This is a genomic window from Plantactinospora sp. WMMB334 (assembly GCF_049179095.1).
Lineage (GTDB): Bacteria > Actinomycetota > Actinomycetes > Mycobacteriales > Micromonosporaceae > Plantactinospora.
Genome location: NZ_JBMHME010000002.1, coordinates 6,770,809 through 6,784,257, shown reverse-complemented (window position 1 = coordinate 6,784,257; position 13,449 = coordinate 6,770,809). Strand labels below are relative to the sequence as shown.

12 protein-coding genes and 2 pseudogenes are annotated in these 13,449 nt (G+C 70.5%); 3 read left to right on the top strand and 11 right to left on the bottom strand.

The window, feature by feature from the left end:
- Positions 1-187: 187 nt before the first annotated feature.
- From thiL to ACN27G_RS29300, 6 genes and pseudogenes are all read right to left on the bottom strand, one after another.
- Positions 188-1,300, bottom strand: coding sequence for a thiamine-phosphate kinase (gene thiL, locus ACN27G_RS29325; protein WP_421495937.1), 1,113 nt, complete (start codon positions 1,298-1,300; stop codon positions 188-190).
- A gap of 252 nt (positions 1,301-1,552) precedes the next feature.
- On the bottom strand, positions 1,553-1,861 hold the full coding sequence (locus ACN27G_RS29320) for a hypothetical protein (RefSeq protein ID WP_421495936.1): 309 nt from the start codon (positions 1,859-1,861) through the stop codon (positions 1,553-1,555).
- 176 nt (positions 1,862-2,037) lie between these two features.
- Positions 2,038-2,226 carry a hypothetical protein gene (locus ACN27G_RS29315; RefSeq protein ID WP_421495935.1) on the bottom strand — a complete coding sequence of 63 codons (189 nt, stop codon included), beginning with the start codon at positions 2,224-2,226 and terminating at the stop codon, positions 2,038-2,040.
- Positions 2,227-2,593: 367 nt separating this feature from the next.
- A complete protein-coding gene (locus ACN27G_RS29310) occupies positions 2,594-3,229 on the bottom strand; it encodes an NUDIX hydrolase (protein WP_421495934.1) in 636 nt (211 codons plus the stop codon).
- A gap of 194 nt (positions 3,230-3,423) precedes the next feature.
- Positions 3,424-3,747, bottom strand: a complete 324-nt coding sequence (locus ACN27G_RS29305) for a hypothetical protein (RefSeq protein WP_421497629.1) — start codon at positions 3,745-3,747, stop codon at positions 3,424-3,426.
- A 73-nt stretch (positions 3,748-3,820) separates the two neighbouring features.
- Positions 3,821-4,150: pseudogene (locus ACN27G_RS29300) on the bottom strand (S8 family serine peptidase); the annotation flags it as partial.
- Positions 4,151-5,033: 883 nt separating this feature from the next.
- Here ACN27G_RS29300 and ACN27G_RS29295 point away from each other — a divergent pair.
- From ACN27G_RS29295 to ACN27G_RS29285, 3 genes and pseudogenes are all read left to right on the top strand, one after another.
- Positions 5,034-5,936, top strand: coding sequence for a helix-turn-helix domain-containing protein (locus ACN27G_RS29295; RefSeq protein WP_421497499.1), 903 nt, complete (start codon positions 5,034-5,036; stop codon positions 5,934-5,936).
- Position 5,937: 1 nt separating this feature from the next.
- Entirely contained in the window at positions 5,938-6,165 is a 228-nt protein-coding gene (locus ACN27G_RS29290; protein ID WP_421497498.1) for a DUF397 domain-containing protein, read from the top strand.
- Between the two features lie 158 nt (positions 6,166-6,323).
- Positions 6,324-6,647 (top strand): annotated as a pseudogene (locus ACN27G_RS29285) (ISL3 family transposase); the annotation flags it as partial.
- Between the two features lie 86 nt (positions 6,648-6,733).
- Here ACN27G_RS29285 and ACN27G_RS29280 read toward each other — a convergent pair.
- The 5 genes from ACN27G_RS29280 to ACN27G_RS29260 form a co-directional block, all read right to left on the bottom strand.
- Positions 6,734-7,777: a hypothetical protein gene (locus ACN27G_RS29280; RefSeq protein WP_421495933.1), complete on the bottom strand. Its 1,044-nt coding sequence runs from the start codon at positions 7,775-7,777 to the stop codon at positions 6,734-6,736.
- 94 nt (positions 7,778-7,871) lie between these two features.
- Positions 7,872-8,747 carry a hypothetical protein gene (locus ACN27G_RS29275; RefSeq protein ID WP_421495932.1) on the bottom strand — a complete coding sequence of 292 codons (876 nt, stop codon included), beginning with the start codon at positions 8,745-8,747 and terminating at the stop codon, positions 7,872-7,874.
- Between the two features lie 118 nt (positions 8,748-8,865).
- The gene (locus ACN27G_RS29270) at positions 8,866-9,987 is read right to left on the bottom strand and encodes a hypothetical protein (protein ID WP_421495931.1); all 1,122 of its coding nucleotides are present in this window, start codon (positions 9,985-9,987) and stop codon (positions 8,866-8,868) included.
- A gap of 140 nt (positions 9,988-10,127) precedes the next feature.
- Positions 10,128-11,117: a hypothetical protein gene (locus ACN27G_RS29265; protein WP_421495930.1), complete on the bottom strand. Its 990-nt coding sequence runs from the start codon at positions 11,115-11,117 to the stop codon at positions 10,128-10,130.
- A 519-nt stretch (positions 11,118-11,636) separates the two neighbouring features.
- Complete coding sequence (locus ACN27G_RS29260; protein ID WP_421495929.1) at positions 11,637-13,439, bottom strand: hypothetical protein; 1,803 nt, start codon at positions 13,437-13,439, stop codon at positions 11,637-11,639.
- Positions 13,440-13,449 lie beyond the last annotated feature (10 nt).

The window sequence follows — 13,449 nt, the reverse complement described above, 5'->3', positions numbered from 1 at the left end:
CGATTCGAGCAACAGGGGATGTTTGGTGCGTCGCCGGGCGGCCAACGGCCGGCGTGCCGCCTTGGGCGTACGTCGGTGGGTAGGACCTGTCTCTGGGACAGGTGTCGGGTGCGGTGATTCGACCGGCGTGTGGTGCCGCGAGGAGCGGTCGGGGTCCACCGCAGGCGCGGAGCCGTTCCAGACACGGTTACGGCGTCACGGCGGTGGTGCCGGTGACGAGGTCGGCGACGTCGGTGGCCTGGTGTTTCCAGGCGACGCCGGGCAGGGTGTGCCGGGCGCCGTCGCGGCCGATGAGGGCGAGCCCGGCCTCGGGCGGTGTGGCGCGGCCGATGACATCGAAGGCCAGGCCGGCGCGGGCGAACGCGTCTCGGCAGGCGTCGAGCCTGTCGGCCGGCACGGTGAAGGCCAACTGGAAGTCCGCCGACGCGCTCATGGCGAGGGTTACATCGTCGGAGCCGATGAGTTTGGCGACGGCGCTGACGGCGGGATGGATCACGATGTTGTCTTCGACGATGTCGAAGCCGACACCGCTGGCGGCGGCGAGCTGTTCGATGGTGGCTTTCAGGCCGTCGGACGTGTCCTGGCACGCGGTGGCGTAACCGCCGGTGGAGAGCAGGCGACCCTCGGCGACCCGAGCCTGCGGGCGGCGCCAGCCGGCGAGAAGATCCTCTTCGAGGGTGTCGGGCAGGCTCCATCCGTTGGCAACGCGTTTGAGGTAGTAGGCGACCGCCGCGCCGAGGACCCCGCAGGGTCCGGTGACGCAGAGTTGGTCGCCCGGCTGGGCGCCGCGGCGGGTCAACGCCGTGCCGGTGCGGCAGAGGCCGATCGCCGACGCCGACAGCACGATGCGTTCGGCGTTGCCGATGTCCCCGCCGACGTTGAGGGTGCCGAAGTCCGTGCAGGCCTGGTGGATGCCGGCCATGATGTCGAGGAATCCGCCGTCGTCGAGGTCGTGGGGGTAACGCACGACGGTGAGGACGCCGATCGGCGCGGCGCCCATCGCGGCGATGTCGCTGACGTTGGCGGCCACCAGGTAGTAGCCGATGTCGACGTTCGTCAGCAGGCCGTGCTCGTAGAGGACGAACTTGGGACCGCGTACGTAGTCGGATCCCACGACCAGGGTGACCGGGCCGGGCAGGTCGTAGACCGCGCAGTCGTCCCGGACGTCGGCGCCGACTGTCAGAGTGGCGTGCGGGCCGTCGCCGTCGCCGAGGACGGACCCGGACTGGCCGGCGAGGTAGGCGTCGACGAGTTTCGCGATCCGAGTCGGCTCATCGGAGTAGGTGACGTTGAGGGGCATCGACGGGGCTCCTGTGCGTGTTGGTCGCCGTGCGTCGCCTGGTCGGCGGCTGCTGGTCTGCGGGGAGGCGGTGAGCGTGTCCTGTCAACGCCTCGGCTGGCTGCTGGTCTGGTTCCTTGGTCATCGGTCGGGTGAGGACGTCGGCGGAGTCCTCCCCCTGGTGGTGCCCTACCGGCGTCATCGCGCTGCCCGAGAGCGGGCTCTTGGATGGCGGGCGAGCCGCCGTGTGGCAGGCGTGCGGCGGCTCCGACATCACGGCCCGCCCGCGGCGACGCCGTAGCCGACTATCCAACCGGCAAGGACCAAGGCGACGCCGGCCGCGGCCCACACGGATCGGTATCGCCGGGGCAGGATGTAGGCGGCGATGCCGATGAGTGCTGTGCCGATCAGACCGCCGTAGAACGGGGCCGCAGCCGCGATAGCCTGCCCTTGAGCGGTGCAGATGAGGGCGGCGTCGTCGACGGAGCAGACGGCGCTTGCCATCGGGAACGCCGCAGCGGCGAGGACTGACGCCACGGCCGTGTTCGCGAGAGTGACCAGGAGCGTCAGCTGGATGAGCACCTTCTTCCACAGCGGGCCGGGTTCGGAGACTAGGACGGGCCGCATCGTGGGAGGACGCGTGATGTGTTCGTCGCTGGTCGGGGGGCGGTGACCGAGATCCGCGCCGGGGCGACCCCGTCTGGGTGGTTCCGGGCGACCCGAGGTCGAATCGGCTGGCTGCTCGGGCGGCGTGGTCATCACGAGCCCACCGCCCGATGGATGTAGGAAACGCAGGCGCGCTCCAGCGTGGTGATGCCTTCCCCGAGATGCGTACGCGTCGCCTGCTCGTACTCGTGTGAGCCGCCCTCGACCATGGCATACCACCAGCCGAACAGCTTCGCCTCGCCGTGCCGATCGGCGACGCAGGTCATGGCGAGGTGGGCCATCGCGTAGAACGCCCTCGCCTCGGCTTGTACCGGTTGAGGTGCCCCGCGTGTCCGTCGCGACGGGGGAGCCGACGCCGAGCGCCAATCCGGTCGCGCCCCGCTCTGAACATCGACATCCGGCAGCAAGAGCCGAAGGCGTTGGTCTCGTAGTCGAACAGCGCCAAGGCAGGGTGGTATCAATGTTGTCCTCGGTGGGGGGTTGTTGGGCGAGTACCGGAAAGTCGGCCGGTTCTGTCGGCAGGCAGGGACGGTCCCGGACCTCCGCGGCAGGCGCTTCCTCATCCACTCGTTGTCCATCTGTTATCGCTGAAGGCCGCGAGACCCGGCTGGCAGCTCGTTGCGTCCGGTCGGCTCGGCTCTTCAGCTGCTACCGGGAACGCGCGGTTGGGAGGGTGTACGGGGAGGTGCTGGCCAGGATCTCCGTCGCGGCCAGGTCGGCGGGATCAACGTTGTCGATGAGGCCGAGTTCGACGACGAACGCCAGCCAGGCCGGTTCGAGGCCGGGGTTGGCGGCGAACTGGGGAGCGGTCAGCGCGCCGGTCGCATAGGCGATCGTCCGCCCGGCCAAAACCCGCAACTCGGCGCGGGTGTACCAGGCTGCGTCGCTGGCGGCGGCGGGATCGGGTCGGACCTCGCCTGCCGCTGTGGCCAGGAAGATCGTCCACCTGTGACCGAGCCCTTCGGGGCCGTGCTGGCGGCGACAGGCGTTGGTGCGCCAACGGCCGTCGACGACCCTCACCAGGCTGGTGACCGTCAGCTGCACCTCTTCGGCGACCTCGTCGCGGGCGGTGTCCTCGACGGAGCCGTGGTCGTCACGATGCCCAGCGATCGGCGCCCGGCCGACCGGAAGCGTCGCCCGGGTGATCAGCAGTACACGGTCACGGGAGTCAGTGATGACCACACCGACCGAGTGGTTGTCGCAGACCTCCGCCACGGTGGCGGGCACCGGCGGCGGGTCACCCGGACCGCTGAACCCGGGGCCGTTGATGTTGTTACTGGCCATGCCGCATTTCCCCTTCTACCCGCCGGTCGGAAGCGACGGGACGTAGGCCGACGGTGAAACCTTGGTGACGACAACGACGGCAGCAGCCTCACCCGGGCCGGGGCGCTGCCTCACCACGCGGCACCCGGGGGTTGACAACCGGGCGCCGGCGTGGCGATGTCCGGAGTTCATCGGGCCTACTGTCACCACTGACGTCATGCGATCCGCTCGCTTTCCGATAGCGCGTGGTTGTGCGGCGACGGGTACCCGGGACCTGGCGGCCCGTCGGCGACCGGCCGGCGGAGCCGGGCGCGTACCAGCACCCCGCCGAGTACGCCGACGCCGGTCAGCGTCACCAGCAGGCAGAGACCGGCGGCGACGTAGGCGGCGGGGCTGAGCCGGATGCCGGTCGACGCGTCGCCGGGTGGCGGTGCGGCCACGGCCATTGGTGTGGCGTCCGTCGTGGGTACTGGTTGGGTGCTGGGGCTGGGCCCGGCCGGCGCGACGTCGGCGGTCAGCGCCGCGACGAGGTCGAGCACGCTGTGCCCGTACTCGGGATCGCGGCCCCGGGCGCCCCCGGTCGGTGGCGGTCGCGGTGAGCCGGTGCACCACCTCGGCGGCGGGAAGGTCCGGGAACTTCGCCCGGACCAGCGCGGCGGCCCCGGCCACGATCGCCGTGGAGGTGCTCGTCCCGTTGCTCAACTCGTATGCCCCGGTCCGGCTGGTGGAGGCGATGCAAATTCCGGGTGCGACGAGCCCGACCGCGCGGCCGGTGACGCTGATCGGCGCGAGTTTCCCGTCCCGCCCGGTGGCACCGACCGCGAGCACTCCGGGGTAGGCCGCCGGATAGCCGACGGACGCCTCGTCGGGCCGGTTTCCGGCGGCGGCGACCAGCACGACGTTGGCGGCGAGAGCCTCCTCATTTTGGTGTTGCTCGGCCATCTGCCGGTAGTAGGCGTTGAAGTCGGCGGCGACCTCGTCCCGCTCGGTCACGTCGGTGACGCCTTGGCAGTACTGCTCGACCAGGTGGGTGTGTCGCATGCCGAGGCGCAGCATGACCTGGTCGCCAGTGTCTGCTGTGCGACTGCTTGTAACGGCCGTGCTGCCGACTCGAACACCTTCGCCGGCTCCGACCGACGGGCGACATACTGAGGTAAGACGGTGTCGACTCCGGTACCGCGGCCCGTAGCCGGCTGATATGTAACCATCACGGCCTGTGATGAGGCTGTGTCAACCATGCCGACTCGCCAAGCTCCAGCACGATGGACCCAGATCGGGTCGTCGTGGCGGTAGCTGCTTGCCGGCTCGACGTCCTCCGGGAGCCGCTCGTACGGCCCGACGGTTGGCTTCGGCATACTGTCTCCTCTTTCGTCGAGAGCGCCTTGCAACCTGGTGTCGTCCGTCGTTGGGCAACCTCGCCGGATGCAACCGGCGTAGCGGAGCCGGAGACTGCGAGCGTTAGAACCAGACTCATGGGTTCTCCCTGGTCAGAAAGGTCCAATGAGGGTTTGGGCGGAGGGGTGACCTGCTAACCCAAACCAGGCGCTCGTGGCCCCTAGCCGGGTCCGGTAGGGCTGCGGAGGGGTTCTTCATCGGGGCTGCCGCTGTGTGTGACGACCGCCACCTCCTGAGTGAACCATCGCGTCGAAAAAAACACAACGTTCAAAGTTTGGCGTCGTGCTCTACGCTGATGCGGAACCGGGTGATGTATCCGTGCAGGTCACGGACCGTTGCAGTCAGGCGGAAGCGAGTGTTAAATCTGTGTTTGAACATGTTCCGCACGAACGCAACGCCCCGCCGTCGGGAGGAGTCCAGCGTGAAGTTGATGGATGACCACGCCGGTGCGGCCGTCGCCCGTCGGCGGATCGGACGGATGCTCCGCGATCTTCGCGCCCGTGCCCGGAACCCTGACGGCAGCCTGATCACAGTGGAGCAGGCAGCCGGGCATATCGAGCGGGCCCGGCCGACCTACTACAAGATGGAGCACGGTCTCCCGGGCGTTGTGCTCAAGCAGATCGAGATCGGGGCTCTGTGCGAGCTGTACGGCGCCACGGAGGACGAGCGGCGCACGCTGTTGGGCTTGGCTGCGGTGAGCAGGGTGAAAGGCTGGTTCCATCCGTACTCGGATGTCCTATCGGCCAACTTCGGTATCTACATCGGGTTGGAGCAGGCTGCCTCGCAGATCTTCGCCTACGAATCGGAACGCGTTCACGGACTGTTGCAGACAGAAGAGTACGCACGCGAGATGCTGCGCGTTCCGGGCTTCGACGGTCGTGTACGTGACGACGCGGAGATCGAGCGGCGTGTGCAGGTCCGCATGCGGCGACAGGAAATCCTCAGGCGTGAGATGGACCCGACACGGCTGGAGTGGATCGTCGGTGAGTCCGTACTGCGCCGTTACGCGGCAGGCCCGGATGTTATGGCCCGTCAGCTCAGTCATATCAACGAACTCGGCGAGCTGTCGAACGTCTCTATCTCCGTCGTGCCGTTCGAGGCCGGAACGCACCAAGGCATCGTCACCGGGCCGTTCGCTATGTTGCGCTTCGCCAACAGCGCCGAGCCGCCGACGGTCTACGTCGACGGCTTCATGGGTCACCTACTCATCAACAAGGCGGCAGAGATCGAGCGATTCGACTCGGCCATTACCGCGATCCGCAACTGTGCCCTTGGCGAAACCGCGTCCAGGGACCTCATCCACCAATCAGTCAAGGAGTTATCTCGTGCCTGAGATGTACGGTCCGCTCTCCCCGGACGCACTGGCGTCGGCACGCTTTCGGAAGTCGCGGCGCTCAGACAATAGCGGCTCGTGCATTGAGGTCGCCGATAATCTGCTGCTGACCCACGGCGTGGTTCTGATGCGTGACAGTAAGGACGCCGGCGGCCCGGTTCTCACGTTCGTCGCCGAATCGTGGAGGACATTTGTAAACGGCGTCCATGCAGGGGCGTTCGACCTCTGACGATCCGCTTTCTACCTGAAGCGTCCGAACCAGGTCCACGCCGGCCCCGAAATGCCGGCGTCCGATGATGCGGCCGGTGGTGCCTCCGGCCAACCGGCCGCGCGCGTCGTCGTGCGGCTCGGTCAGAAGCGTCGTAGCGCCCTCGACTTTTATGACGAGACCGGGCCGTCACCGAGGTCCGCCGCCGAGTCACCCTCACTCAACGCGGACGCCGTGGCCGCGGCACCGACCCGGAATGGCGGATGCGCAACCGGCTGACCCGCTCCGCGGCCCGTATGTCCGGCAAGCACGTCGACCGCCTAGTCGACACCCTCGTCAACCTACCCGTCAAGATCGGCGTCCCGATCCTCGCCGCCCGGAACGCGAAAGAAGACCTGCTCGACTTACTCGCGACCGCCCGCACACACCCGGACCGCGAACATTGTGGTGAACTCGTCGACGAAGGCGATCAGCGGGTGGCCGGGGATCTGGCTGCTACGGACCCGCTTGATGAGGCCGAAGGGTTCCGGCAGGCGCCACCAGGTCGCGGGCATGACGTCGCCCTCGCCGGGGAGGTAGTCGTCGTCGATCACGGCCGGGTCACCTCTTCGTCCGATGTTGGGGACGGGTCGAGGACTGGTGGCCAGACCGTGCGGTGGCTGCTCCAGCCGATTTCCTCGGCGTAGGTCTGCGAGGAGCCGCAGATCCGGCACGACGTGGTGGTGTCGGTGCCGTACCCGGCCATCGACGGCAACTCCTGGTGGGCGATGTCGTAGCCGGTCGCCCCGCACACCGTGCACCTGCTTGCGTCCAGTCCGTTGTCCTCGAAGACGTCCGGTTCGTGCTGGTGGCGCTGGCCTTGGCGTCGTGTGGGCGGCAGGGCGGGTGGGGTGGCGTGGCGCCAGGGCCAGCGGCCGGCGGTGAGGTGGTACCAGCCGTCGGGGCCGGCGGTGAGCTGCCGCGTCTCGACGACGAACGGCTCGTTGTGGTGACCGAGGTTGTTCGCGCCGGGTACACGGACCACGAACATTTCGATGCTGCTGTCGTGGTGGCGGAGCACCAGCAGGTCGGCGTCCTGCTCGGGGGACTTGAAGGGGCGGGCGTTGGAGTCGGCGGCGATGCGCTGCACCGTTTCGCCGGTGAGACGAGGGATGACGGAGCCGTTGTGCTGGTAGCCGTGGGCGACCTGTCCGGGGTACGGGCCGAGATCACCTGTGGCGAGCCAGGCCGGGGTCCAGACCGCTGTCTCCGGGACCCGGTCGGTGTCGTAGGCAGCGGCGGTGCGCAGCCGCGGCGGGACCGATGTGTCAACCACGAGCCATCGGTGCCCCTGCCGCGCGGCGGCGCGCAGCTGGTCCAGCGTGTTCTCACCGTCGGTGTCGGGCTCGGTCAAGGGCTGCCGGTACAGCGGCAACGCCCCCGCGCGGGGCGGTGGCCCGTCATCGTGAACGGCCGCGATCGTGACGCTGCGGGGGTGGGGCGCGTTTACCGCGGTAAACCACAGCCGCGCGCCGGGGATGTCCAGGACGAGCCACGGCTCCGGCGGCTCGTTCGTCGTGCCGGCCGTGTAGCCGGCGATGGTTTCCTCGGCCCGCGCGATGGCCTCGCGCAGGTCGAACCAGAGCTTCCTCACGTGCTGCTCCTTCTCAGATACGAAACTGCCCTCGGGCCGGACGGCCGAGGGCGATGGGTCGGGCACGCCCGCCAGGGTTGGCAGGCGGAGCGGCTTACTCGGCGGAAGGGGCGTCGATGTCGAGCAGGGCCGCGCACCGTGCGGCGACGCCGTCCTCGACGGCGGTGGTGAAGCCGTCGCGGGTGGCGTCGATCGCGGCGGCCCGGTCGGCGTCGGACAGGTCGTCCCACTTCGGTGCGTCGTGGGGTGCCTGGATGCGGTACCGCTCGGCGTCGTAGCCGGCGAGGTCGAAGGCGGGCAGGCCGTCGAGGACGGCGGGGTCGCAGGCGTCGATGCCCCCGAGCACCGCTCGCGCGACGGCGGCGACATCACCATGGCTGGAGCCGCCGATGGTGTACTGCGCCCACCAGGCGGCGGCCTGCTCACCGTCCTGCTCGCCCGCCGCGCGCAGCGCCTCCAACACCCGCGACCACCGGTAGTCCCCGGTGCGGGAAGGCATGGCCTCCCGGTCCCGCTCGGGCTGGGGATACGGCGACGCCGGTGTCGCGGGGTCGATCCAGTCGGCGGCGAGGAGCACACCGTCACGGCGGTACCGGCTCGGCACGATCCGCTCGCTTGACCCGGCCTCACGCAGCCGGGCGGCCAGCTCGACGCGGATCGCCCGGGCGGACACGGCGTACCGTGCTCGCGCTTCGCGTGCCTGCCGCCGCGCGGTCTCCGCCGCCGAGCCGTTGAAGACGTGGTGCCCTCGAAGGTGCCACTCGTACTCGGCCCGGGTCATCCAGCCGGAGTCGCTGGTAAGCAGGCGTCGCAGAGCTTCGCCGTAGAAGTCGTCCCCGGAGAGCACCGGCTCGCCGTCGCCGTGAATCAACGTGGCCTGAATCTGCTGGAACCGGCGGCCGAGATCGGGCCAGTAACTCGGCTCCTCGGTGCCGCGAGGATGCGCGTGACGTTCGATGGGATCGGTCATTCTTGTACCTCTTTCTCAAACCGGTTGAGGGGCGAGCCCGGTAGCCGGGCTCGCCCCTTCTGCTCGTGGTGTCAATACGGCTCCGGTGGACCACCGGAGCCGTACGTTGCGCGGTACCTCAGTGCCTGCTCGGCTCGACGTCGGCGGTCGCGGCCAGGGCGGGCACGCGCTTCCATGCGCCGTTGAGCCACACCTGCCAGTGCGTGGCGAAGAAGCTCCGCTTGACGGTCGACAGGTAGCGGGCGAGGTTTGTCCACGCCGCTGCCTGGTCGGGTCGGTCGAGGCGATGGAGGGATTCGAGGGTGACGACGTCGCCGCAGCAGTCGCCGTCGTCGTCCACCGACCGGGCCAGGGTCGTGTCCGGCGGAAGAGCGGCGATCTGCCGTGCCAGGTCGTACTCGGTGACCAGCCGGTCCAGGAGTTTCTCCTCGTCGGTGGGCTGGCGCAGGTAGCGGCACCCGAGCACGAACTCGTGCATGTCGCGCCAGCTGAACCGGGCCGGGTCGTGGTGACGCAGCCAGGTCTCCCCGCCGTTGCCCTCGTTCTCGATCGCCCCGACCGGTGTGCCGTCGAGGCAGAGCGTGGCGGAGAACGCGACCCCGTTGTAGGTCTCCCGCTCGTCGAGGCTGGTGACGCTGAGCCGGTCGTGAGGCACGTGCAGCGGGCTGTGGACCAGTGGGATCCGGGCGGGCTGCTCCGCCGCCGTCGGTGGCGTGCCGACGACGCGGTCGCAGTCGGCGGGGTCGACGGTGCGCCACTCCCACTGCCAGGCGCAAATCGTGTACCGGCCGTCGGCGTCCGGGCAGATTCGTGAGAGCCCGTCGGCTCCCCCGTGGACGCGCCGCTCGTCCATGACGATCTCGTCGCCCTCGAAGCGCAGCGGCGCGTACGCCAGGTCCACCTCGGCGTCGAGATCCGGCCCCCGCAGGCCCTCGGCGGTCAGCCGCTGCCGGGTCTCGTCGCGCAGCCGCTCCTGCTCGGCGACGATCGCCTCGGCGACGTCCCGGTCGCAGGAGAAGACCGCGTACTGTCCGTCGCGCCCGCGCTGGGCGTCGAGGCGGCCGAGGAAGCCGGTCGGGTAGCGGGTTCGGCCGTGCTGGTCGTAGGCGGCCCAGTCGCCGGCGAAGACGCCGAGGTCACCGACCATGACGTGGTGCGGGGCGAGGTGCTTGTCAGACGTAGTCGGATGCGCCTCCTCCGCCTGCCGGGCGGTACGTGCTCGGTTCTCGTGGTCGGGCACTTCTCTCCTCTTTCGATCGGTTCGCTCGGATTAGTGGTTGCGGCTGCGGAGGACCCCGCAGCGGGTGGCGACCTGCCACGGGCTGAAGACCGGGACCAGCGGGTCGTCGGTCCAGGTACCGCCGAGCGGGCGGGGCAGGGTCACGTGGGGAGCGGCCTTCCCAGGCGGTGGGGGTGACGACGACTGCGTGCCCGCCCGCGATCAGGCAGACCCGGTACGGGTGGTCGTAGCTGGCCAGCGCCGCCGGGCCGCCGTCGGCGAGGTCGGCCAGCGCGGCGGCGATGAGCGGCAGTGGGTACCCACGCAGGGCGCGGGTAGGCGGCGTGCACTCCGGCTTCGGTGACCCACTCCCGGATCGGCGGGACGCCGTTGCGCAGCTCGTCGGGCCGGTATCCGGGCCGTTCCTCGGTGGGCAGCGTCCAGGGCAGGACGTGCTGGCCGATGACGTAGTGCACGTCGAGGTTCGGCAGGATCCGAGGCGTGATCTCGTCGGCCCGGATCTGGAAGCCGGGCGAGATCTGCTGTGTCTGCTCGTGCCCCGACCCGTTCCACCACAAGACGATCAGGATGTGTGCCGCGAGGGTCAGTACCGGCAGGCCGGAGCCGGGCAGCCGGCCCTCGTGCCACTGCCACGTCACGTCGATGACGTCGCGCAGCACCTCCCGGTCGAGGCGGGCGACGATCACGCCGCGCGCCCACTCCGTCGAGCAGATTTCGGCCTGCCAGGCGGTGTGCGGGCCGGCGAGCCCGATCGTCGCGGGCCGCCAACGGTCCTCGCCGTGTCCGGTGGCGAGGTCTCCGACGATGCCGAGGCCGGTCGGCAGCGGGGCGTCGGCGGGTGCCGGCAGCCAGTGGCGGCTGTGCCGGGCCCAGGTGCAGTGCACGGTCGCCTCGTAGACCAGGAGCATGGGTTCGCGGTCGCCGAGCAGGTACAGCCACTCGGCGCGCGGCGGCACGCTGGCCTCGTGCAGATCGAGATGGAGCCTCGGCGGCGCGGCCGACGTCGGCGTGGCCCGCCCCGGCGGGGTGGGGATGCCGAGTGAGATCCAGCCATGGGTCATGACCTGGTCGGTCATCAGGCCCATGTCGCCGGCGGCATCGTCCAGCAGGCTCCGCAGCACCGGCAGCACGTTCTGGGGCTCAACCTCGTCGCTGATGGCGACAGCGGTGACGGTGTGCCCGTCGTCGTGAAGCTGGCCGATCAGGCACGGCGCGGTTGCGAGTCTGCGGCCACGCGGGCTTCGAGTGGGCGGCCGGTGGCCACCTCCACATCGACACCGCCCGCACCTCCCCGAAGCTCACGCCGCCGTTGGCACCAGGGTCCGGCAGGCACCGCACCCAATCACCCAGGCGTAGCCCGACGTCGACCAGCCGCTGCCGGTTTCACCGCGGCACGCGATCAGGTCCGGATCGGCGGTCTGTGACGCCGGCACGTGCGCATTGTGGGTGGCGGCCAGACACTGTGCTCGGCAGATGTCGGCTCCGACAGGTGGTTTTGTCTGTCGCCGGGGTCGTCGATGTTCGTGACAAGGCCTTCGGCGGCTTTCGGCATGCGGGTGAGGACATAGACGGTGTCGACCGCGTCGGGCACGGGTCGGCACCGCCCGCCCGCCAGCGGCGGTGTGGACGGTGCCGACCCTGGCGTAGCCTCAGGTGTTGCGCAGTGCGGTGGCGGCGGCGCGGGCGATGAGCCTGCCGGCGTCGCTGGGTTTGCCGAGGATGGTGGCGTCGGCGCCGGTGAGCGGGCGGGAGTCGGGCGGGCCGAGCCAGAGCAGGCCACAGCCGGCGCGGAGGAGACGGTCCAGACGTTTCTGGCCCTCGGTGATCTCGGCCGCGATGAACTCGCCGTCGCTGACCACGACGAGCAGCCGCGCGCCACCGCGGGGGTCGGCCAGGCCGAGAGCGGCGTCGAGGACGTCCACCGCGAGGGGGAAACCCCGGGTGTTGCCCTCCTTGCCGAACAGGCGGACCCTCTCGGGTGGCTGGCCCGGACGGGTCACGGCGGTGACGTACTGGCCGAAGGTGACGGTGGCGCTCGTGCCGCCGGCCCAGGCGGTGGCCTGGGCGGTGATCCACGCCGCTGAGGCGATCGGCCCGGCGAACGCCTCCACCGACGGGGAGACGTCGGCGACGATCCCGACGTGGATCGGCGGCTGCGGTACCCGGCGACGTTCGGTACGCCGCCACGGCTCGGAGGTGGGGATCTGTCCGGCGGCGCGTTGGGCGTCGGCGGCAAGTGCGGCGCGGGTGACGAGCCGGCCGGGCGGGGTCACCGAGGTGGTGACCGCCTCGGTCGGTTCCCGGTAGGCGGCCTCCCGCAGGGCGCGGGCGAGCTGCCGCGCGGCGGCTCGCTCATCGTCGCTGGGCTGCCGGGTACGACTCCGAGGAGGTTGCTTGCGGACCAGCGGGTTCCCGTTGGTGCTCGCGCCACCTCCGCCGCCGGTACCTCCGTCACCGCCGAAGACCGCGCTGGCCGCGTCCTGGGACCGCTTCTGCTGGTCGGCCTCTGCCTTGCGTTGCCGGGTCCGCTGTTGGGCGCGGGCGGCGGCAGCGGCGGCGGCCTGGGCGGCTTCGGCGTCGTGGACGGCCACGGCACCGACGACGGAGGTGGCCGCCTTGCGGAGCACGCCCCCGCCGGCTGGGCCGCTACCTCCGCTGCCCTGTCCACCGCCGCTTTGCCCGTTGCCTGAGCCCGCCTGGCCGGGGCCGGGTGAGGGCGGTGGGGTGTCGGGGTCGACGCCGAGTGCGTCGCACCAGCGTCGGCCGAGGGCGAGCATGGCGTCGGTGTCGTGGTCGGGCACCTGGTGCGCGTCGCGCCAGATCCCGGTGAGGGTCTTGAGCAGGGTCGGGCGCAGGATCCGGGCGACCGCGCGGCGGAGCTGTTCGGCCTCGTCTGGGTCGATGACCCCGGCGTCGACCCTGGCGAGGACGAGCGCGGCGCTGGCGGCGGCGGCCCACAGGTCGTCGGTGGCCGGGATGTCGTCGAGCAGGATCCTGGTGACCGCGGCGCGGAGCCAGCGGCGGTCGCCGGGCCTGCGGCGTAGCTGGGCAGCCTCGATGCGGGACTCCTCCAGCAGCGCGGCGGCCTCGGCCACCCGGGCGGGTCCGGTGCCGAACTCCCAGCGGGTGTGCTGGGAGTGCGCGGCCTCGTGCACCAGCAGCCCCCAGGCGACGGGGTACTTCTCCCGGGCGTCGGGGTCGTGCGGGTCGACCGTGCGGGGGTCGATGCCGAGGTACGTGCCGTCGATCTCGACGGTGGCGCGTTCACGGATGAAGCAGGCTGGTGCGCCGTTACCGGCGCCGGGTTCGATGACGACGAGGAGGTCCTCGCGGCCGGCGATCGGGGGGATGTGCGCGCTGAGCGCGGCCGACATGCGCAGCCAGGCGTGGTCGGCCGGTAGTGGGGTGGACGCGGCGTCCGGGTCCGGGTTGAGGTGTTTCGACAACGACATGGGTGTGCCT